Origin of the sequence: Caballeronia sp. GAWG2-1 (assembly GCF_023631405.1) — a bacterium.
Taxonomy (GTDB): Bacteria; Pseudomonadota; Gammaproteobacteria; order Burkholderiales; family Burkholderiaceae; genus Caballeronia.
Genome location: NZ_JALQDD010000027.1, coordinates 227802 through 247206, shown reverse-complemented (window position 1 = coordinate 247206; position 19405 = coordinate 227802). Strand labels below are relative to the sequence as shown.

Here is a 19405-nt window from a genome sequence, read left to right as displayed (position 1 = left end):
CAAGGTCGGGAAGAAGCCAATAAAGAGGCCAAGGAAGCCGAAGACAAAGAGCGCAATGCGGTCGCGCCGGATTCCTCGAAACTCCATCGGCGAATACATTGATTTGATTCAGACGCGCGCCGCGTTTCGATAGGGCGAAAAACGCCAATGTCCCGCCGGGTCTTTCACCGCGACGGCCCCATGTTCGTGCAGAACTTCGCTGACCGAAGCAGGTTTGATGTCATCCGAGATGCGGATCACAAGTAACGTGCGCTCGCGCATTTCCGGCAATTGCGGCACATCATCGATCTTTCTCGCCGCAGGCTCGTTCGGCACGAAGCGGTTGTGCGCGCCGACTACACCCTGATGTTCACCGTGCGCGACGTATTCCGCGTCGTCTTCACTGTGGGCAGGAAGCGGGAAGGCACCGATTTCGACGTCGTCGTGGCCTGAACGATATAAGTGCGTATCGTCGCGGCTCAGTCCTGCAAGTTGCAAGGCGCGCAGTGCTTCGTGCCCATCACGATAACAAGCGAACACACCAACTATGACTTGATTCATCGTCGCTTCCTCCATAGGCATGCGGTTGAGCAAGCCTCAAGCAACCGATTGTTGGACACGCAATGCCGCGTTTGATTCGAATTCGATTTGGCGGCATGCACGAGACTTATTCTTCATATGAAGGCAGCAATGGGCGTTCCCGCATGACAAATCGAAAGCCTCACGGGCGGTCATACTCGGGACCGTCCGGGTTGCGACCCTAAGCGTCATCGCATAAAGTGTGTGGGCTTGGAGAGCGGTACTCATGCGTCACGCGACGCGCCCTTGACGAGGTTTGATGATGGCGAATGCCCGCGTATGCATGCTTCTGCTGTGCGCGATTGCTGCTGGTCCGGTTTGCGCGGCGTCTTGTTATAGCGATGGCGACGTCGTGACGCTCGAAGGCACGGCCGCACGCCAGGCGCCACGACAAGCCGAAGCCGACGCCAAGCCAGCATGGGTGCTTACGCTCGCGCGCCCCATATGCGTGCTGAGCCAGGCTTCGGGACAAGCCGCGCCACAACAGTCGAATGTATCGACGGTGCAGGTCATCGACGCCATACCGACTGAGAATGCACGCATCCGTCTAACCGGCAAGCTCGTCACCGGCAATGTGAGCGCCTATTATGCGGTGCCGACCGCCATCTGGGTGCTGAAGGAACGCGTGATAACCAACGGCGAGTAAGGCGCGCCTTAGGCGGCTTTCGCGAGACAGCGCGAATATTCGGCGACGACGAACTGCAACGGCAGGTTGTCGAGCTTGCGTTCTTCGGCAAAGCGCACGATGGCATCGAGTTGCTGGCCGGTGCATCGAAATGCCTGGCGGCGCGGCGCGCAATACGTCTTATTGTTCGTGGTCATGGCAATCCTCTTTCCTGGTTTCTTGAACCTGGACCTTCCCCCGACAGGGGCAGGTCGTCCGACGGTTTAACCGTGGGTGCGCCTGCTCTTTGGTCGCTGCACGTATTTAGCCGCAGCGCCGCCTGGACCACCGCCTGTTGGCGCACATAATCATCGATGGTCGTTGTGTCTAGCGCAAACGGTGGGCCCGAGCAGTTACGCTGGGTGGGTTTGCGCACAGAGAAAGCGCGCTGAAGGGAAGAGAGACTTGCCTTGCCGTAAGCTGCAACATCGCGAGCGGCGCCGGTTCGCCGCCCGCGGATTCGTTTAGCCGTGTTGCTCGACGGGCGTCACATCGAGTTCGAGTTTCTGCGTGTTCCGCAGTACCGATACCTTGACCGCTTTGTCGATACGCGAAGCATCGAGCGTGCGCTGAAGTCCATCGACGCTATCGACGCCGACATCGTCCACCGCGACGATCCGGTCGCCCACCTGCAAACCGCCGAGCGCAGCCGGGCTGCCCTTGACGATCTCCATCACATGCACGCCGCTCGTCACCGTCAGCGCGAAGAAGCGTTGCACGCGCCGCGAGATGGGCGTCGTCGTCCCCGCCACGCCGATATAAGCGCGCCGCACGCGGCCATGCGCGAAAATCTGCATGATCGCCCACTTGGCCGTATCGATTGCGGTGGCAAAGGAAATGGCCTGCGCGCCGGAAATGATCGCCGTGTTGACGCCGATCACCTGTCCCGCCGAATTGATGAGTGGTCCGCCCGAATTGCCGGGATTGAGCGCCGCGTCCGTCTGAATGACGTCGTAGATCATGCGGCCTGAAGTGGAGCGCAACGAACGCCCGAGCGCGGATATCACGCCCGTGGTGACGGTCTGCGCAAGCCCAAGCGGATTGCCGACCGCGATGGCGATCTGCCCGACGCGCAGGCTGCCCGAATCGCCGAGTTCGACATGCGGCAGCGGCTCCGGGGAACCGATACGCAGCACCGCGAGATCGCTGCCCGGATCGTCGCCGACGAGATCGGCGTGAAAGCGGCCGCCATCGGCGAGCGTGACGGTGATCCGCGTCGCGCCATGCACGACGTGGCTATTGGTCAGCAAATAGCCATCCGGCGTGAAGATGAAGCCCGAACCGGTGCCGCCGGCCACGCGCCGCGCGCCGTTATGGTCGATATCGCGCTCGACCAAGATAAAAACCACCGCCTGCTGCACGCGTTCGAGCGCGCCGATCACGGTGCGCGAATAGGCATCGAGCAGAGCGGTATCGTCGAGCGTCAGGGCGTTCGGCGAAGGTGTGGCGTCCTGCGCACCGCGCGCAAGATCGTCGATGAATTGAGGTCGGCTTCCCATTGCTGGACTCCAGATGAACGTCTGGAAGCGGACATGCGGGGCAAGCCCGCGCTTTTCAAGATGGCGTTGCTCAGGGCGCGCGCGTGGCTCGTGCAAGCAAGGCCATCGGGCCGAGCGATTCGACGATCAGGCGCTGTGCGTCGTCGCGCACGAATAGCGAGCCCGCGAAGCCGAGCGCGTTCACCGCGACGCCTTCGACGTGCGACACATCGCGCGGCACGACGAGCATCCAGCGCCGCGTGACGAGCAGGTTGTAAGGCGCCGATTGATGCGTGCTGCCAGCGACATCGAGCGCTTTCACGCCGATGGCATCGAGTAGTTCGAGATAGATTTCGTGGATGCGTGCCGGCCCGGTTTGAACACCGAGGTCGAGCCACGCGGCGGCATGCATAAAACCAAGACCCGGCGCACGAAAGACGCCTTCGCCGCGCGCCGCTTCGATGAGTGCTTCGATTGGCAACGCGTGACCATCGAGCGGCAGCGGCACCATCTGCAGATGCTTATGCGGCTGACTCGATCCCGCGACCGAGCCGCCGTTGTAGAAACCCAGGCCATCGAACTGCGCAAGGCATGCACAGAGCGCGGCGAAGTCGTCGGCGCAAAGCAGCGCTTCCTGAGGTTCGAACGCGCTCGTCACGACGAGCAGATGATGCGCGAGCACGTTGAATTTATTGAGCAAGAGAAAGTGCCGCTCGCCTATATCGCCGACGAAGAGCGCTTCCTCGCACGGCGAAAAGGGATCGCGCCACGGGCTCGCGGCATCGGCGATGGATTTGGCGGCGAGCTTCGACTGTTCTTCCTTCCGGGCGAGATTCGCGACTTGCCGGACGAGAAAGCGCACGCCGCCGTCTTCAATGACGTGCTGCACGGTATCGAAGGAACGCAACGCGCCGCATGACAGTGCTTGAGTAGTGCGCGCCACGACGGTTTGCCAAGAAGGCGCGTTCGAAGGAAAGAGAGTTTTCATTGGCACTTGGAACTCGCTTCAATGATTTTCTAATTGCCTGTTAGCAGTTGAATGGAACGCTTGATGCAAATAGGCAGTTAAACATTCTTGAAGGCAATTAAAATAAAAAAACTCGAATTGTTAGGATTATTCGGCGTGTATTTTTGCTGTTTGAATCTATAAAATTTCCTTACCTTGTTCACCGACATTCGAACTGACTTCACAACTCAAGTTGAATGTGAGGGCAAGTAGGGGTTCATCTATTCAGAAGATATCGGATTACTTTGGTGCTCCGTAATTTTCTAGTGGGTGATTAATTTAAATCTTGTGTTTTGAAGAGGTATAAAAATGCAAAAGATCGATCGCGCCATGCTCGTTCAGGCCAACATCGCTGGCGGTACCGCCAAGGGTGGGGCTGATTCGTCGTCGAGCACCTCGGTGACTATCAACATTAGCGCCGGCCAATAAGTACTGAGTCTGGCGAGACCAATGCCGCAAATTGTAGCAACAGCGGGACAATCTGCACATTGATCAAGTCGGCTTCAATCATCTCGTAAGTCAGTTTTATTCATCCTGTATCAAGGAATTATCATGCAAAAGATCGATCGCGCAGCACTCGTGTACTCCAACATCGCCGGCGGCGACGCTAAGGGTTCGACGTCGTCCAGCTCGACCTCGACGGTCAACATCACGATCACGGCATAAGCGTTCACGCTTACTGCTTCTGATTGTGACGCAGCAAGGGCTGCGCTGTGAGCGCGCCCTTGCTGTAATGATTCAACTTCACGGTTACCACCTGCGCGATACTACTCGCGCCACGCCTCACCCTTGCCGAATTCAAATCGTTCAAGCGTAGCCGCGTGCATTTCAATGCTGTACCCCGGCTTTTGAGGCGGCATATATCGGCCGTTTTTGATTACGACAGGATCAAGAAAATGCTCATGCAAATGATCGACATATTCGAGCACCCGGTTAGAAAGCGAAGCCGACACGCAGATGTAATCGAAGATCGAAATATGCTGCACGTATTCGCAGAGGCCGACACCACCTGCATGCGGACAAACCGGCACCCCGGCCTTCGCGGCCATCAGCAGCACCACGAGCACTTCGTTCAGGCCGCCTAGCCGGCAACTGTCGATCTGGCAGAAGTCGATAGCCTGCGCTTGCAACAACTGCTTGAAGATCACGCGGTTCTGACAATGTTCGCCGGTTGCAACGCCAATCGGCGCGACACGGCGACGAATGGCGGCGTGACCGAGCACGTCGTCGGGGCTGGTCGGTTCTTCGATCCACCATGGGTCGAACTCCGCGAGCCGGCGCATGTTCGCAATGGCTTCATCCACTTCCCAGACCTGATTGGCATCCATCATCAGTTTGCGGTGCGGACCAATCTCCTCACGGAGAATACGCGCGCGTCGAATGTCTTCGTCGATACTGCCACCCACTTTCTGCTTGAAGTGAGTCCAACCTTCGGCAACGCCTTCGCGTGCCAAACGGCGAATCTTGTCGTCGTCGTAACCGAGCCATCCTGCGGACGTGGTGTACGCCGGAAATCCCTGCGCGAGCATTTCCTGTTCGCGTTGGCCTCGCGTTTCTTGATTGCGCTTGAGCAAGGCGAGCGCTTCGGAAGGCGTGATCGCGTCGGTGACATAGCGGAAGTCGAGGCATCGCACGAGTTCTTCCGGGCTCATGTCCGCGAGCAGCTTCCACACCGGCTTCTTTTCCGACTTGGCCCACAAGTCCCAGACGGCATTGACCACCGCCGCGGTCGCGAGATGAATAGCGCCCTTGTCCGGACCGATCCAGCGAAGTTGGCTATCGCCCGTGAAGGTTCGCCAGAAGCCGCCCATGTCCGCGGCGATGTCTTCGAGCCGCTTGCCGACGACGAGCGGCGCCAGCGCATGCACCGCCGCGACGACGATTTCCGTGCCGCGTCCGATGGTGAAGGTGAGGCCATGACCGGCTAAGTCCGGCGTATCGGTTTCGAGGATCACATAGGCGGCCGAATAGTCGGGCGCGGCGTTCATCGCGTCGGAGCCGTCGAGCGAGCGCGAGGTGGGAAAGCGAATGTCTCGTACCGTGAGATTCTTGATCGTGGTCATGCGTGTCTCCTCAAAAGTTGTTGTGACGGCCAACGGAGCGTTCGCGCGGGAAGCTAGGCGTATGCCGAAGCCACCCGGTCCGCTAGCATGTTAGAGGCAAATCGCGCGCGACGTGAGAAGGCCGCGTTACAGCAAAGGACGAATCGGTCTCGGGCGGCGCGTGCGCGAGTTCAAAAATCCCGATGCGCTAAGATCAACGCCTAGGCTTCATCCGCAAACTCCGCCGCCCGGCGAAAGCAAACGACCGTTCACAATCCCGAGGAAAAATCCCTGATGCTGCGCCGTGTCGTCTTCAATCAGAAAGGTGGCGTAGGCAAGTCCACCATCGTCTGCAATCTGGCAGCCATCAGCGCATCGCGCGGTCTGCGCACGCTCGTGATCGACCTCGATCCGCAAGGCAACGCGAGTCAATACTTGCTTGGCGCCGACGCCAAGGATGCCAGCCCGAATCTGGCGACGTTTTTCGAATCCGCGCTCAGTTACAGCTTTCGCGAGCCGACCTTCGACTCGTTCGTCCACTCGACGCCGTTCGAAAATCTCGACATCGTGCCGTCGCATCCGAACCTGGACGCGCTTCAGAGCAAGCTCGAGTCGCGCTACAAGATTTATAAGTTGCGCGATGCGCTCAAAGGGCTCGAAAACTACGACGCCGTTTATATCGACACGCCACCCGCGCTGAACTTCTTCACGCGCTCGGCGCTGATCGCCGTGGACCGCTGCCTCATTCCCTTCGATTGCGACGACTTCTCGCGCCGCGCGCTGTATTCCGTGCTCGAAAACGTGCAGGAGATCAAGCACGACCACAATCCGGAACTGATGGTGGAAGGCATCGTGATCAATCAGTTTCAGCCGCGCGCCAGCCTGCCGCAACAACTCGTGGACGAATTGCGCGGCGAAAATTTGCCGGTGCTGGATTCGCACTTGTCGCTCTCGGTGAAGATTCGCGAGAGCCACCAGCACGCGCGACCCATGATCTATCTCGAACCGCGTCACAAGCTCGCGCAGGAGTATCTGGCGTTGCATACGGAGTTAAGCGGCTAGCTCATGTCCATTCGGCTTCGTCGTCGCCGGATTGAGGCAGCGTCAGTCCCGATGCCGGCAGCGGCAACGCCGTCTTGTAGCGCACCTGCTTGAGCGCGAAGCTCGAACGGATGTTGGCCACGCCCGGCATCTTCGTCAGGCGTTCGAGAATGAAGCGTTCCAGCGCGGCCACGTCGGGCAAGACGACGCGCAAGAGATAGTCGGCGTCGCCCGTCATCAGATAGCACTCCATCACCTCCGGCCGCTCGCTGATCGCTTGCTCGAAGCGCGCGAGCGCGTCCTTTATCTGCTTTTCAAGACTCACCTGAATGAACACGTTGATGCTGAGGCCGAGCGCTTCCGGGCTCAACAACGTGACGTGCTGGCGAAACAGCCCGGCTTTTTCCAGCGCGCGGACGCGGTTGAAGCACGGCGTGGCCGAAAGGTTCACCGCGCGCGCCAGTTCCGCGTTCGTGATGCGCGCGTTTTGCTGCAACTGATTCAATATGCCGATATCGATACGATCCAGCCGCTGCCGTGTCTGCGAACTCATGGTCGAAATATTCCGTTATTGAGCATTTTTTAAGAATATCTACACTACAGGAAAGCGCGAAGCCAGCCAAATGAGACGCACATTTTGCGAAGCACTGGATATGCTGTGTAAAACCTCTCTTTGCGCACGCAACGACCCGGAGTCGCGCCATGACCGATTTATCGAGCGGAACCAACCAGCTTCTTTCTCTTGCGAAGGGCCGTGAAGACACGGACCCCGACGAAACCGCCGAATGGCTGGACGCGCTCGATGCCGTCGTCAAGCACGTGGGAAAGGAGCGGGCGCAGTATCTCTTCGACCGGCTCGCCGAACATGCGCGGTCGGTCGGCGTGGAGTCGGCGCGGGCGCGGGCCACGCCGTATCGCAATACCATTGCGCTCGCGCAGCAGCCGCAGTATCCCGGGAACCTGGATGTCGAGGAACGCCTTGCCGCCGTGCTGCGCTGGAACGCGCTCGCCATGGTGGTTCGCGCCAACCGCGCTTATGGCGAACTTGGCGGGCATATCGCGAGTTATGCGTCGGCGGCGGATCTGTTCGAAGTCGGCTTCAATCATTTCTTCCGCGCGGCGGATACGCAAAACGGCGGCGATCTCGTTTATTTTCAGCCGCATTCGTCGCCGGGCGTTTATGCGCGCGCCTATCTCGAAGGCTTTCTCAGCGAAGACCATTTGCGCCATTACCGGCAAGAGATCGCGGGGCCGGGCTTGTGCTCGTATCCGCATCCGTGGCTGATGCCCGACTTCTGGCAATTTCCCACGGGCTCCATGGGCATCGGTCCGATCAACTCGATCTACCAAGCGCGTTTCATGCGCTACCTGCAGAACCGGAATCTGCTGCAAACGGAAGGCCGCAAGGTCTGGGGCTTTTTCGGCGATGGCGAAATGGACGAGCCCGAGTCGATCGGCGCGCTGTCGCTCGCGGCGCGCGAGCAGCTCGACAACCTCGTCTTCGTCATCAATTGCAATCTGCAGCGGCTCGATGGACCGGTCCGCAGTAATGGCCGTATCGTCGATGAACTCGAAGCGCAATTCACGGGCGCGGGCTGGAACGTCATCAAGGTGCTGTGGGGATCGGACTGGGACGCGCTCTTCGAACGCGACCGCACCGGCGCCTTGCTGCGCGCCTTCGCCCATACCGTCGACGGCCAGTTCCAGACTTTCTCCGCCAACGACGGCCGTTACAACCGCGAACGCTTCTTCGGGCAGAACCCGGAACTCGCGTCACTCGTCGCGCATATGTCGGACGAGGACATCGACCGCTTGCGGCGCGGCGGTCACGATGTCCGCAAACTCCACGCGGCCTACACCAAAGCGCTCGCGCACAAAGGTCAGCCGACCGTGATTCTCGCCAAGACGATGAAGGGCTTTGGCATGGGAACGGTCGGTCAGGGCCGCATGACGACGCATCAGCAGAAGAAGCTCGATCTCGAGGAGTTGAAGGCGTTTCGCGACCGCTTTCGGCTGCCTTTGTCCGATGCCGACGTCGAGCACGTCAAGTTCTACAAGCCCGCCGACGATGCGCCGGAAATGCGCTATCTCCACGAACGCCGTAAAGCGCTCGGCGGTTACTTGCCGCGCCGGCGCGCACGCGCGTCGCAGGCGCTCACGCCGCCCGCGTTGAACACCTGGGCGCAGTTCGCGGTCGATGCCAAGGGCAAGGAAATGTCCACGACAATGGCCTTCGTGCGCATGCTCGGAAGCCTCATGAAAGACGCCGCGATCGGCCCGCGCGTGGTTCCGGTGGTCGCCGACGAAGCGCGCACGTTCGGCATGGCGAACCTTTTTAGGCAGGTTGGCATCTATTCGCCGCTCGGGCAGTTGTACGAGCCGGAAGACATGGGCTCGATGCTTTATTACCGCGAAGACACGCGCGGGCAGATTCTCGAGGAAGGTATTTCGGAGGCGGGCGCGATCTCGTCATGGATCGCGGCGGCGACGTCCTACAGCGTGCACGACCTGCCGATGCTGCCGTTCTACATCTACTACTCGATGTTCGGTTTTCAGCGCATTGGCGACATCATCTTCGCCGCGGCGGATCAGCGTTCGCGCGGCTTTCTCATCGGCGCGACGGCGGGGCGCACGACGCTCGGCGGCGAAGGCTTGCAGCATCAGGACGGTACGAGCCATCTCAGCGCATCGACCATTCCGAACTGCCGCGCCTACGATCCCGCGTTCGCCTACGAAGTCGCCGCGATCGTCGATGAAGGCATGCAGGAAATGATGGTCCGGCAAAACGACGTCTTCTACTACGTCACCGTGACGAACGAAAACTACGCGCAACCGTCCGCGCCCAACGACGCGCTCGACGACGCGACGCGAGCCGGCATCCTGCGCGGCATGTATTGCATCGGCGGTAAAGAAAGCGCGGCGCAGGTCCAGTTGCTGGGCTCCGGCGCGATCCTCAACGAAGCCATCGCCGCGCGCACCATGCTCAAGGACGACTGGAACATAGAAGCCGCCGTGTGGAGCGTGACGAGCTATACCGAGTTGCACCGCGATGGCGCGTCGGCCGAGCGCATCGCGCGCCTTTCCGATGTCGAGGACAACGCGCTCGAGCCCTACGTCACGCGCGCGCTCGCGGCATCTAATGGACCCGTGATCGCGGCCACCGATTACGTGCGCGCCGTGCCAGAACTCATCCGTGCTTACGTGCCGCGCCGTTACGTGACGCTCGGCACGGACGGCTTCGGCCGCAGCGATACACGCCAGGCGTTGCGCGCGTTCTTCGAAGTGGACCGCGTGGCTATCGTGGTCGCGGCGCTCAAGGCGCTTGCCGATGACGCAACCGTCGACCGCTCCGTGCTCGCACGGGCGCGTGCGAAGTACGAACTCAGTGCGGAAGTGAGCGATGCGCCCTGGTTACGTTGAGCGCGCGGCGGCGAGCAGGGCGCGCACTTCGTCGTCGCTGGTTTGATCGAAATCGGCGTAGAACTGGCCGACGCCTAAAAAGTGCGGCGGACGCAGCACACACACGAAGTCGTCGACGGCCTCCTCGAAACGCGCTTCCGATCTCAGTGGCGCGACGGGCAACGCCGCCACGATGCGCGCGGGCCGTGCGGCGCCCGCATGACGTAACGACAGCGCCGCCGCTTTCATGGTCGCGCCGGTGGCAAGGCCGTCATCCACGATGATCGCCACGCGTCCATTCATATCTAGCGGCGGCCGTTCGCCGCGATAAAGCGTCTCGCGCCGCTCGAGTTCGGCGCGCTCCTAGGCGATCACGCCGTCGAGCGCGTCTTCGGTGACGCCGGCGGCGGCGACTATGCGTTCGTCGAGATAGAAGGCATTGCCGGACGCGATGGCGCCCATTGCGAGTTCGGGCTGCACGGGCACGCCGAGCTTGCGCACGACCAGCACGTCGAGTGCGGCGCGCAAGGCATCCGCGACTTCGAAGGCGACCGGCACGCCGCCGCGAGGCAGCGCGAGCACGGTGACATCGTCGCGGTCGGCATAGTCGCGAAGATACGCGGCCAGTACACGGCCTGCGTCGCGACGGCTTTTGAAGACGGAATCCATGGCAATGGTGCTGCGGGCTGCTTACTTGTCGTTCAAGCATAGTCGTTAAAAGCGCTTGCGTAAGCCCGTCAAACGCGTGCCGATGTGATAAAACTCAAGGCGGAGCCGGGCGCATGAGCGCGTGTTCCAAAGGGACAGCGGGACAGCAAACTTTCCGGGCCGCGAATATGACCAACGATTCCGATTACGCCGCGCGACAGCAATCGATCATCGAGGAACTCAAGGTTTCGCCGTCGTTCGATGAAGCCGCCGAAACCGAATTCCGCATCGCGTTTCTCGCCGACTATCTGGAAGCGCAGAAGCTCAAGACCTATGTGCTCGGCATCAGCGGCGGCGTGGATTCGTCGACGGCGGGGCGTCTTGCGCAACTCGCGGTCGAACGCTTGCGCGCGCGCGGCGCCAATGCGCATTTCATCGCCATGCGCCTTCCTTACGGTGAGCAGCGCGACGAAGCCGACGCGCAGCGCGCGCTTGCGTTCATCCGGCCCGACGAGACGCTCGTGGTCAACGTAAAGCCCGCAGCCGACGCCATGCTCGCTTCGCTCAACCTCTCGGGCGCGCGCTACATGGACGAGAAGCACGAGGACTTCGTGCTCGGCAACATCAAGGCGCGCCAACGGATGATCGCGCAATACGCGGTGGCGAGCGCGCGCGTGGGCGTGGTGATCGGCACGGATCACGCGGCGGAGTCCGTGATGGGCTTCTTTACCAAATACGGCGATGGCGGCGCGGATGTCCTGCCGCTTTACGGCCTCGATAAACGCCGCGTGCGCGCGCTTGCCAGATCGCTTGGCGCAAGCGATGAAATCGCCATGAAGGTGCCGACCGCCGATCTCGAAACGCTCACGCCGCAAAAGCCCGACGAAGACAGCTACGGCATCTCTTACGAAGACATCGACGACTTCCTCGAAGGCAAGCGCGTATCCGACGAAGTCTACAAGACCATCTATCGCTTTCACGGCGCGACGCATCACAAACGCGTACTGCCAATAACACCTCAGGACGACTGGCGCAAGGGCGCGCTTTGCCACGCCTGAACCGCGTTCGCTTGGACGGCGGGCGCGCACCGGTTACGATATACCCGTCGATTTCATCGCAGGGCGAAACGCTTGAACTCAACAGAGACCGCGACATTCGATCTGCCGCTACCCACGCGTAACTTCGCCCTGACGCGCCGGGTGCTGATGCTCGTGCTGGCCGGCTCGGTCGTCATTCCGTTAGTCTGCCTCAGTATTTATGGCTACTACGACCACGAGCGCCGCTTTTCGGACGCCGAAGAACTTACCGAGCGCCTCTCGCGCGTTGCGAACGAACATGCCATTAAGGTGGTCGATCTCAACCAGCAACTGGAAACGCGCATCGTCGACTTACTGGGCGACAGCGACGACGCCAACATCCAGGGCCGTCAGGAAGCGCTGCATCGCACGCTCGACAGCATGAGCGGGACGCTCGCCCAAGTGGCGGCCATCTCCGTGTTCGGTGCGAATGGCGTTCTGCTGGCCAGCAGCCGCTTCTATCCCGCGCCCACCGTATCGATTGCAGATCGTGACGACTTTCTGTCCGCCCGCGAAGTCGCGCCCGTCGCGTACTTCTCGCTGCCGCTGCGCGGCAAGGTCGCGAAGTCCGATGTCTTCACCACGACCATGGGCCGCATCAGTCGCGACGGACGCTTTCTCGGCGTCGTGTCGATCGCCCTGAAACGCGCTTATTTCGTCGACTTCTATCGCGAACTCGCCGCGAGCGACAGCGCGCTCGTCATCGGCTTGTACCGGCGCGATGGCGGCATTCTCGCGCGTTATCCCTTGAGCGACGTCGACGCGCAGCCTGCCAACAACACGCCCTTCACCAACGCCTTTCGCAATAACGAAGTCTATGGACAAGCGCGCATGAGTTCGACGGTCGATAACGTCGAGCGGCTCATTGCCTACCGGCGCGTCGGCGACTTTCCGCTCTACGTGGCGACGGGTTACGCGGCTTCAGCCTTGCAAATGCGCTGGCGTCAGCACCTCGGGCTCGTGGCCGCCATCGCGGCGCTGCCTTGCATCGTCGTGTGGCTCTTGATTGCGTTCTCCATTCGCCGTCTGAACGCCGAACAGGTGGCGTGGGAGCAATGGCAGTCGGAAGTCGCTTCGCGGCTGTCGACAGAGGCGTCGAGCAGGCAATTGCAGCGCATGGGCGCGCTTGGCAATCTCGTCGCCAACGTCGCGCACGACTTTAATAACTTGCTGATGGTCGTCGGCTCGAACATGGAACTCGCGCGGCGCAAGCACTTCAACGGCGTGGAAAGCGAAGTCATTGCGGTGGAGCGTGCGACGGCGGGCGCGGAATCGCTTGCGCGCCGCCTGATGAGCGTGGCGCGTAAGCATCCGCAAAAGCAGGAGCTGCTCGATCCATCCAACTGGCTCAAGACCACGCTCGATCTCGTCAAGAGCGCGGTGCCGCCGTCCGTTTCGGTGAAGGTGGAATTGTCGCCGGACTTGTGGCGGGTAAGGGCCGATCCGGTCGAACTGGAGCTGGCGCTGGTCAACATCGCCGTCAATGCAAGCGAGGCCATGTTGCATAGCGGGCGTCTCGTCATCCGTTGCCAGAACGCGCGCGTGCGCAACGGCGAAAGCGACTTGCCCGAAGGCGAATACGTGCTCATTTCCGTGACCGATAACGGCGAAGGAATGAACGAAGAGGTATTGCGTCGCGCCTTCGAGCCGCTGTTCACGACGAAAGAGCGCGGCGCGGGCACGGGCCTCGGCTTGACACAGGTGCTCGCGGCTTGCGAGCAGGCGGGGGGCACCGCGCGTATCACGAGCGTGCCGGGCTCGGGCACGACCGTGCGGCTTTATTTGCCGCGTCATCATGCAGCGGCATCGGTGGCGGTGCCCGTTCCGGTTCACAATCCGCCTGTGAGCGTGGCGCCCGTGCCGAAGGCCGAAGCGCCGCGCCCGGCGCCATCGTTCAACGACGAAGAGCATCCGCTGCGTGGCTTGACCGTGCTGGTTGTCGAAGACAACGTCGATGTCGCCGCCGGCGTGATGGCCGTGCTCGAAGTGCTGGGCTGTGTCGTTCATCACGAAGAGAGCGCGGATGCCGCCTTTGCGCTGCTCGGCGAAGGCTACAGCTTCGACCTGATTCTCTCCGATGTGCAGATGCCCGGTCGCATGAACGGCGTCGATCTGGCCGAGCAGATCACGCAGCGACTGCCCGCGCAGAAGCTCATTCTCATGACAGGCTATGCGGACGAACTGGACCGTGCGAGGCATCTCAATGTGCCGATTCTCGCGAAACCTTTCGACATGGACGATCTCGTCGATGTGGTCGCACCGGGCGTGCCGCACTGAAGACGCCGGGCTGGCGTCTTAGCCCTTGTCGTGAGTGGAGAACCCGCGCGCGCCGACGAGCGGATTGAAGCCGGCGGACTTGCGTTGGCTTGGTTCATCGCTTGCCTTCGATGAACGCGATGCCGTCCCGCTCGAGCTTTTGCTTTTGCTTTTGCCGCCAAGCTGATTGAGCAGCGCTTCGTCGTCTTCGGGCGCTTCGTCGGATGACGCCGCAGCCTTGGCGCTCGCGCCGGCGCCCGCCGCGAGATGTTCCACCACCGACATGAAGTCTTTTTGCGCCGATCGCAGCGGGCGGCCCGGCATCATGGTGAGCACCACGGCTTCGTGCACCGAGCGATCGTCGACGGTACGCAGGGAAGCGGCTTCGCTCCAGTCGATCGCGCTGTTCGCGTAAGCCGCGATCACGTGATGCAACACGGCAGGCGAAAGCACGCCGGCGTCGTAAAGGCCGACGATCTGCCGTTCGGCGAGCGCGAACAAGCTCGATGTGACGGCCTTCGCCTTGGGCTTGCGCGCGGCCATTTACTTCGCAGCCGGCGCAACGCGCCATACGCTATTGCCGACATCATCCGCGACGAGCAACGCGCCGCTGTGGTCCACCGCGACGCCGACGGGACGGCCGAGCGCGTGGCCATCGGTGGAGAGAAAGCCTGTCAGTATGTCTTCGGGCGGACCGGATGGCTTGCCGTCATCGAACGGAACGAACACGACCTTATAGCCGCTCCTCGGCTTGCGATTCCACGAGCCATGCTGACCGATGAACGCGCCGCTCCAGTAATGCTGCGGGAACGCTTTGGCATCGTAAAACGTGAGTCCGAGCGATGCCGTATGCGCACCGAGTGCATAGTCCGGCGGGATGGCCGATAGCACGAGCTCGTCGCGCTGCGGCTTCACGCGGTCATCCACATGCTGGCCGTAATAGCTGTACGGCCAGCCGTAGAAGGCGCCGTCTTTGACCGAGGTCATATAGTCGGGCACGAGGTCGTCGCCGAGTTCGTCGCGCTCGTTGACCACGGTCCATAGCGCGCCGCTTTGCGGTTGCCACGACATGCCGTTCGGGTTGCGCAAGCCCGTGGCGAAGAGGCGTGTCTGCTTCGATTCGACATCGACTTCCATGATCGCCGCGCGGCCGCTTTCGGCATCGATACCGTTTTCCGCGGCGTTGCTGTTCGAGCCGACCGTCACGTAAAGCCGCTTGCCGTCCTGACTCGCGATGATGTTCTTGGTCCAGTGATGATTAATCGGGCCAGCAGGCAAGTCGATGAACTTCTCTCCCGCTGTCGTGATCTGCGTGGCGCCCGTTTCGTACTTGTAGCGCATGACAGCGTCCGTGTCGGCGACGTAGAGATCGTCACCGACTAGCACCATGCCGAACGGAGAATGCAGCTTGTCGATGAACACCGTGCGCGTTTCCGCTATGCCGTCCCCGTCCGAGTCACGCAAGAGGACGATGCGATCAGGACTCGGCACCGCCGCGCCCGCGCGCTTCATCACCTTCTTCATCACGAGGCCTTTGATGCCCGCGTTTGTATCGTGCTGCGCGGGCGCATTGCTTTCCGCGACGAGCACATCGCCGTTGGGAAGCGTGGCGAGCCAGCGCGGATGATCTAGACCGGTTGCATAAGGCGTAACGTTGAACCCTGCGGCCGCAATGGGCATTTGTCCTTGCTGCCAGGGCTTGGCAGGCGCGATGTTCACGGTTGGCAACATCGACTTATGCGGCGCGGGCAGGGACGGGTCCGGGCCGAAGCCAGGCGCGTAGTCGTCGGCCATTGCAACAGTATTCGTGGCCGCAAGCGCCACGACCAGCGCAGCGGTACGCGTGAGAGGGTGCAGGTTCAAGCTGGTCTCCAGGAGATTGGCAGGGACTGCAACGCTGAGAGTCGTCTCAGCCGCCGCCAATACCTTGCGTCACCTTGCCCGTGCCGCCGCATGTTTCGCACTTCTCGCCGTCGAGCTTGCCCGAGCCGTTGCAGGCCGGACACAGGTCTTCGCCGGTTCCGGGCGCGCCGGGTTCGGCTTCGTCGCCGGGGCTGAGCGGTGGGTCTTCAATCATGGTGTCTCCTGTCTTCTGCGGTAGGTAATCCACGAGCGAGCAAGAGTCGTTCCCTCGATAGGACGGTCTCCCGCTCAGGTGCGCCCCGATGCTCAGACGAATACGCAGCACTAGCCGTTGATATAACGGCGGACAACGTCAGCCTTGATCGATCGTGTTGCAGTGGCTCGCATTGCGCGAGCCCGTGTTTCAAGGCTTGCGTCCGAATGCTTCGCGCAACCGCTTCTTGGCGCGCTCCAGCGTGCTGCGGCGTGACTTTGGCAAATTGCGCCCGGCGCGGTTGATATAAAAATTCAGCATCGCCATGGCCGATTGAAACGGCGAGCCCTTGCGACGCTTGCTTCTGGTCGACGAGCGCTTCAACGAATCCGCGATCTCGTCCGCGTTACCGGTCTTGAAGATACTTCCCTCGATATCCATTGCGTCGCTGGTCTCCATCACATGATGCGACCAGCGTTTGGGCGAGGGTTTCGCTGTCGACTTTTTACCGGTGGTAGCGAGGCCGTGTCGCTGACGCGTGCTGTTCGACTTGCCGCGAGGCTTCGCCTTGCTCGTCCTCGTCTTGGTCTTTCGAGTTGCCATAGCCTATTCCTCTTAAGCCAAATAATTTCTGCGTTGTGTCGAGCAATGGGGCGGCGCGCCATCGACCGTTTAGCTACTCGCAACGCGCCGTGCGGCTTCGAGCGTGATCGGCTCGCGCATGGCTTCGGCAAGCCGGCCTATGGCGGCTTCATGCCCGCATCCGACCACCGCGCGAACCTCGCCGTCTTTCAGCAGGTAAGCGATGAACTGCTGCTGATCGAGATCGCCATCTATTTCGACGTGCTCGGGTTCTCTGACGTGGCCGAGATACTCGAAGTTCTTGTCGTAATGAAAGGTCCAGAAAAAAGGCACGCCGATGTAATCGCGTGCGATGCCCGCCATGTTGTACGCCGCCACGCGCGCATGTTGCTGGGCGACGCGCCAATGTTCGATGCGACCCATTGCACCGGCACGCGGCAACGGAAAGCGCGCGATGTCGCCCGCTGCGTAGAGACTCGGCGCGGCAAGCATCGACGCATCGACTTCCATGCCTTCGTCGTCGCCCATCGTGACGCCAGTGATGAAGTCCGTAGCCGGCGTCACGCCCGTTCCCGCAATCACGACATTGGCCTGTAGCCGTTCGCCGGATTCGAGCAGCACTTCGCGCACGGCGTCGTCGCCTTCGAACGCGCTGACATGCGTATCCATATGGAACGTCACGCCGTTTTGTTCATGCATGCGCTTGAACATCTCGCCGATGCGCGTACCGAACTGCTTCGCGAATGGCACCTTGCCGGGCGCGACGACAGTGACTTCAATTTTGCGCTTACGAAGACACGAAGCCACTTCCAGACCGATGAAACTCGCCCCGACGATCACGACGCGCACAGGTGATTGCACTGCATCGAGCGATGCAAGAATCTCTTTTGCATGTTCGCGATTGCGCAGCAGATGGATATGCTTCAGATTCGAGCCCGGCGCCTTGAGCGGCTTGGGCGTGCCGCCCGTGCAAACGAGCGCGGCGTCGTAATCGACTGTCCGACCGCTGGCGAATTCGGCTTGCTTGTTGCTCGCGTCGAGTCGCACGGCGCGTGTCAATTCGCGTTCGATCTTATGAGCGTCGAAGAAATCGTCGTCAAGAAGGGGCGGAACATCGTCGGGCGGCATGTCGCCGGACAGCACGAACTTGCTTAGCGAAGTGCGATCGTAAGGCTCGCGTGCATCGTCGCCAGCGAGCACGATACGCCCGCTGAAGCCGGCTTCGCGCAGCGCCGCGCATGCCGCGGCGCCTGCGGCGCCCGCGCCGACGATGAGCATGGTTTTATCCGCGCCATGCTCGTCTTGCATCCTCGGCGCTTCGGCATCAAGCGAGACAAATACATCGCCATTCGAAACGGTGACTGGATAACGCGTCAGACCTTTGAGCGCCGGCGGCTCGACGAGACTGCCATCACTGACTTCAAACGTGCCCTTGTGCCACGGGCAAACGATGCGGCCGTTGCAGATCGCGCCTTCTTCGAGCGGCGCGCCTGCATGCGGACAGTCGGGTGAAAAGGCGTGCACGGCCTGACCGTCGCGCACGAGAAGAATCGGTGTTTCGCTCGCATCGTGCTTGATGCACACACGCGTGCCGTGCCCGGTGGGCAAGTCGTCCACGCGAGCGACCTTATGTTGGGAAGGGGACATTGCACTCTCCGGTGTCTATCCCGGAGCAGGAAGCAATTCCCGGACCGCTTGCCAACTGAATGCTTGGATTAGAGCGCCTCAGTGACCGCGCGCAAAAACTGCTTGGTGCGTTCATGTTGCGGCGCGGTGAAGAACTGTTGCGGCGCGGCCTGCTCGATGATCTTTCCTTCTGAGAAGAGGCAGACGCGATCCGCGAAGTCTTTTGCAAAGCCCATTTGATGCGTGACCATCAACATGGTGAGGTTATGTTCGGAGCCTAAGCGCCGAATGACATTGAGGACCTCACCGCAGAGTTCGGGATCGAGCGCGGAGGTCACTTCGTCGAAGAGCATGATTTTAGGGCGCATGGCAAGCGCCCGCGCGATGGCTACGCGCTGCTGCTGTCCACCCGACAATTGCGATGGATAGTGACCGCATTTTTCCGACAAACCGACCATGGATAGCAACTCGCGTCCACGTTCGATTGCTTCCTTCTTCGAAAGACCTAGCACGCTCGTAGGCGCTTCAATGACGTTCGTGAGCGCGGTCATGTGCGGGAACAGGTTGAAGCTCTGAAACACCATGCCGATCTTGCTGCGCACTTGCCGCACATGTCGTTGCGACGCGGGTACGAGCTTGCCGCCGCGCATCTCATGCGTGAGAGACTCGCCATCGACTTCGATTACGCCGTCGGTCAAGGGATCGAGCGTCATCAACACGCGCAGCAGCGTGGATTTCCCCGAGCCGCTCGGCCCGATGATCGCGACCTTCTCGTTACGCGCGATATCCAGATCGAGTCCATCGAGTACGGTAAGCGCGCCGTATCGCTTCGTCACGTTGCGAAAGCGCACCATCGGCGTATTGGCTTGCGCGTCGGCGGCTTCGCCTAACGACGGGTCGAGGTCTCGTTTCATCGGTTGCTCCTTGATTTCCATTACTGTGCGCCATCCGCCGGGTTAGCCATCGTGTCTCC

At 61.1% G+C, this 19405-nt stretch carries 17 protein-coding genes and 1 pseudogene; 5 read left to right on the top strand and 13 right to left on the bottom strand.

Annotated elements, in window-relative coordinates:
• Window positions 1–108 precede the first annotated feature (108 nt).
• The gene (locus NCR98_RS17615) at window positions 109–555 is read right to left on the bottom strand and encodes a hypothetical protein (RefSeq protein WP_250526809.1); all 447 of its coding nucleotides are present in this window, start codon (window positions 553–555) and stop codon (window positions 109–111) included.
• Window positions 556–817: 262 nt separating this feature from the next.
• On the opposite strand from NCR98_RS17615, the gene NCR98_RS17610 reads away from it, so the two are divergent.
• A complete protein-coding gene (locus NCR98_RS17610; protein ID WP_250526808.1) occupies window positions 818–1204 on the top strand; it encodes a hypothetical protein in 387 nt (128 codons plus the stop codon).
• An 8-nt stretch (window positions 1205–1212) separates the two neighbouring features.
• On the opposite strand, the gene NCR98_RS17605 is transcribed toward NCR98_RS17610, so the two are convergent.
• The 4 genes from NCR98_RS17605 to NCR98_RS17590 form a co-directional block, all read right to left on the bottom strand.
• A complete protein-coding gene (locus NCR98_RS17605) occupies window positions 1213–1380 on the bottom strand; it encodes a hypothetical protein (protein ID WP_244829441.1) in 168 nt (55 codons plus the stop codon).
• Between the two features lie 306 nt (window positions 1381–1686).
• The gene (locus tag NCR98_RS17600) at window positions 1687–2721 is read right to left on the bottom strand and encodes a S1C family serine protease (protein WP_250526807.1); all 1035 of its coding nucleotides are present in this window, start codon (window positions 2719–2721) and stop codon (window positions 1687–1689) included.
• A 70-nt stretch (window positions 2722–2791) separates the two neighbouring features.
• A complete protein-coding gene (locus NCR98_RS17595; RefSeq protein ID WP_250526806.1) occupies window positions 2792–3688 on the bottom strand; it encodes an ATP adenylyltransferase family protein in 897 nt (298 codons plus the stop codon).
• Between the two features lie 785 nt (window positions 3689–4473).
• The gene (locus NCR98_RS17590; protein ID WP_250467303.1) at window positions 4474–5769 is read right to left on the bottom strand and encodes an L-fuconate dehydratase; all 1296 of its coding nucleotides are present in this window, start codon (window positions 5767–5769) and stop codon (window positions 4474–4476) included.
• A 276-nt stretch (window positions 5770–6045) separates the two neighbouring features.
• Here NCR98_RS17590 and NCR98_RS17585 point away from each other — a divergent pair, with 276 nt between their 5' ends.
• Window positions 6046–6810 (top strand): ParA family protein, encoded by a 765-nt coding sequence (locus NCR98_RS17585; protein ID WP_250526920.1) that lies wholly within the window; start codon window positions 6046–6048, stop codon window positions 6808–6810.
• Window position 6811: 1 nt separating this feature from the next.
• On the opposite strand, the gene NCR98_RS17580 is transcribed toward NCR98_RS17585, so the two are convergent.
• Window positions 6812–7342, bottom strand: coding sequence for an Lrp/AsnC family transcriptional regulator (locus NCR98_RS17580; RefSeq protein WP_244829445.1), 531 nt, complete (start codon window positions 7340–7342; stop codon window positions 6812–6814).
• A 149-nt stretch (window positions 7343–7491) separates the two neighbouring features.
• Between NCR98_RS17580 and mdeB the strand changes: the two genes are divergently transcribed.
• Window positions 7492–10209, top strand: coding sequence for an alpha-ketoglutarate dehydrogenase (gene mdeB, locus NCR98_RS17575; RefSeq protein ID WP_250526805.1), 2718 nt, complete (start codon window positions 7492–7494; stop codon window positions 10207–10209).
• Here the strand turns inward: mdeB and NCR98_RS17570 are convergent.
• Window positions 10201–10857 (bottom strand): annotated as a pseudogene (locus NCR98_RS17570) (phosphoribosyltransferase). The gene mdeB and the pseudogene NCR98_RS17570 sit on opposite strands and share 9 nt — an antisense overlap.
• A gap of 167 nt (window positions 10858–11024) precedes the next feature.
• On the opposite strand from NCR98_RS17570, the gene nadE reads away from it, so the two are divergent.
• Together nadE and NCR98_RS17560 are read left to right on the top strand one after the other, a co-directional pair.
• Window positions 11025–11894: an NAD(+) synthase gene (nadE, locus tag NCR98_RS17565; protein ID WP_250526804.1), complete on the top strand. Its 870-nt coding sequence runs from the start codon at window positions 11025–11027 to the stop codon at window positions 11892–11894.
• A gap of 72 nt (window positions 11895–11966) precedes the next feature.
• Window positions 11967–14189 carry a hybrid sensor histidine kinase/response regulator family protein gene (locus NCR98_RS17560; RefSeq protein WP_250526803.1) on the top strand — a complete coding sequence of 741 codons (2223 nt, stop codon included), beginning with the start codon at window positions 11967–11969 and terminating at the stop codon, window positions 14187–14189.
• An 18-nt stretch (window positions 14190–14207) separates the two neighbouring features.
• Here NCR98_RS17560 and NCR98_RS17555 read toward each other — a convergent pair whose 3' ends face one another.
• The 6 genes from NCR98_RS17555 to ehuA form a co-directional block, all read right to left on the bottom strand.
• Window positions 14208–14711, bottom strand: coding sequence for a hypothetical protein (locus NCR98_RS17555; protein ID WP_250526802.1), 504 nt, complete (start codon window positions 14709–14711; stop codon window positions 14208–14210).
• Window positions 14712–15962 (bottom strand): PQQ-dependent sugar dehydrogenase, encoded by a 1251-nt coding sequence (locus NCR98_RS17550; protein WP_250526919.1) that lies wholly within the window; start codon window positions 15960–15962, stop codon window positions 14712–14714.
• A 115-nt stretch (window positions 15963–16077) separates the two neighbouring features.
• Window positions 16078–16245: a hypothetical protein gene (locus tag NCR98_RS17545; protein WP_250526801.1), complete on the bottom strand. Its 168-nt coding sequence runs from the start codon at window positions 16243–16245 to the stop codon at window positions 16078–16080.
• Between the two features lie 189 nt (window positions 16246–16434).
• Window positions 16435–16827, bottom strand: coding sequence for a DUF3175 domain-containing protein (locus tag NCR98_RS17540; RefSeq protein WP_250510148.1), 393 nt, complete (start codon window positions 16825–16827; stop codon window positions 16435–16437).
• 69 nt (window positions 16828–16896) lie between these two features.
• Entirely contained in the window at window positions 16897–18453 is a 1557-nt protein-coding gene (locus NCR98_RS17535) for an FAD-dependent oxidoreductase (protein WP_250526800.1), read from the bottom strand.
• Window positions 18454–18521: 68 nt separating this feature from the next.
• Window positions 18522–19346, bottom strand: coding sequence for an ectoine/hydroxyectoine ABC transporter ATP-binding protein EhuA (gene ehuA, locus NCR98_RS17530; protein WP_284503872.1), 825 nt, complete (start codon window positions 19344–19346; stop codon window positions 18522–18524).
• Window positions 19347–19405 lie beyond the last annotated feature (59 nt).

What these genes read in the sequence shown, in the direction of transcription:
- nadE (WP_250526804.1), top strand. Translation starts at nt 11,025, where the DNA reads ATGACCAACGATTCCGATTACGCCGCGCGACAGCAATCGATCATCGAG.
- NCR98_RS17550 (WP_250526919.1), bottom strand. Translation starts at nt 15,962, where the DNA reads ATGGCCGACGACTACGCGCCTGGCTTCGGCCCGGACCCGTCCCTGCCC.
- NCR98_RS17615 (WP_250526809.1), bottom strand. Translation starts at nt 555, where the DNA reads ATGGAGGAAGCGACGATGAATCAAGTCATAGTTGGTGTGTTCGCTTGT.
- ehuA (WP_284503872.1), bottom strand. Translation starts at nt 19,346, where the DNA reads ATGAAACGAGACCTCGACCCGTCGTTAGGCGAAGCCGCCGACGCGCAA.
- NCR98_RS17555 (WP_250526802.1), bottom strand. Translation starts at nt 14,711, where the DNA reads ATGGCCGCGCGCAAGCCCAAGGCGAAGGCCGTCACATCGAGCTTGTTC.
- NCR98_RS17545 (WP_250526801.1), bottom strand. Translation starts at nt 16,245, where the DNA reads ATGATTGAAGACCCACCGCTCAGCCCCGGCGACGAAGCCGAACCCGGC.
- NCR98_RS17535 (WP_250526800.1), bottom strand. Translation starts at nt 18,453, where the DNA reads ATGTCCCCTTCCCAACATAAGGTCGCTCGCGTGGACGACTTGCCCACC.
- NCR98_RS17580 (WP_244829445.1), bottom strand. Translation starts at nt 7,342, where the DNA reads ATGAGTTCGCAGACACGGCAGCGGCTGGATCGTATCGATATCGGCATA.
- mdeB (WP_250526805.1), top strand. Translation starts at nt 7,492, where the DNA reads ATGACCGATTTATCGAGCGGAACCAACCAGCTTCTTTCTCTTGCGAAG.
- NCR98_RS17595 (WP_250526806.1), bottom strand. Translation starts at nt 3,688, where the DNA reads ATGAAAACTCTCTTTCCTTCGAACGCGCCTTCTTGGCAAACCGTCGTG.
- NCR98_RS17590 (WP_250467303.1), bottom strand. Translation starts at nt 5,769, where the DNA reads ATGACCACGATCAAGAATCTCACGGTACGAGACATTCGCTTTCCCACC.
- NCR98_RS17600 (WP_250526807.1), bottom strand. Translation starts at nt 2,721, where the DNA reads ATGGGAAGCCGACCTCAATTCATCGACGATCTTGCGCGCGGTGCGCAG.
- NCR98_RS17605 (WP_244829441.1), bottom strand. Translation starts at nt 1,380, where the DNA reads ATGACCACGAACAATAAGACGTATTGCGCGCCGCGCCGCCAGGCATTT.
- NCR98_RS17610 (WP_250526808.1), top strand. Translation starts at nt 818, where the DNA reads ATGATGGCGAATGCCCGCGTATGCATGCTTCTGCTGTGCGCGATTGCT.
- NCR98_RS17540 (WP_250510148.1), bottom strand. Translation starts at nt 16,827, where the DNA reads ATGGCAACTCGAAAGACCAAGACGAGGACGAGCAAGGCGAAGCCTCGC.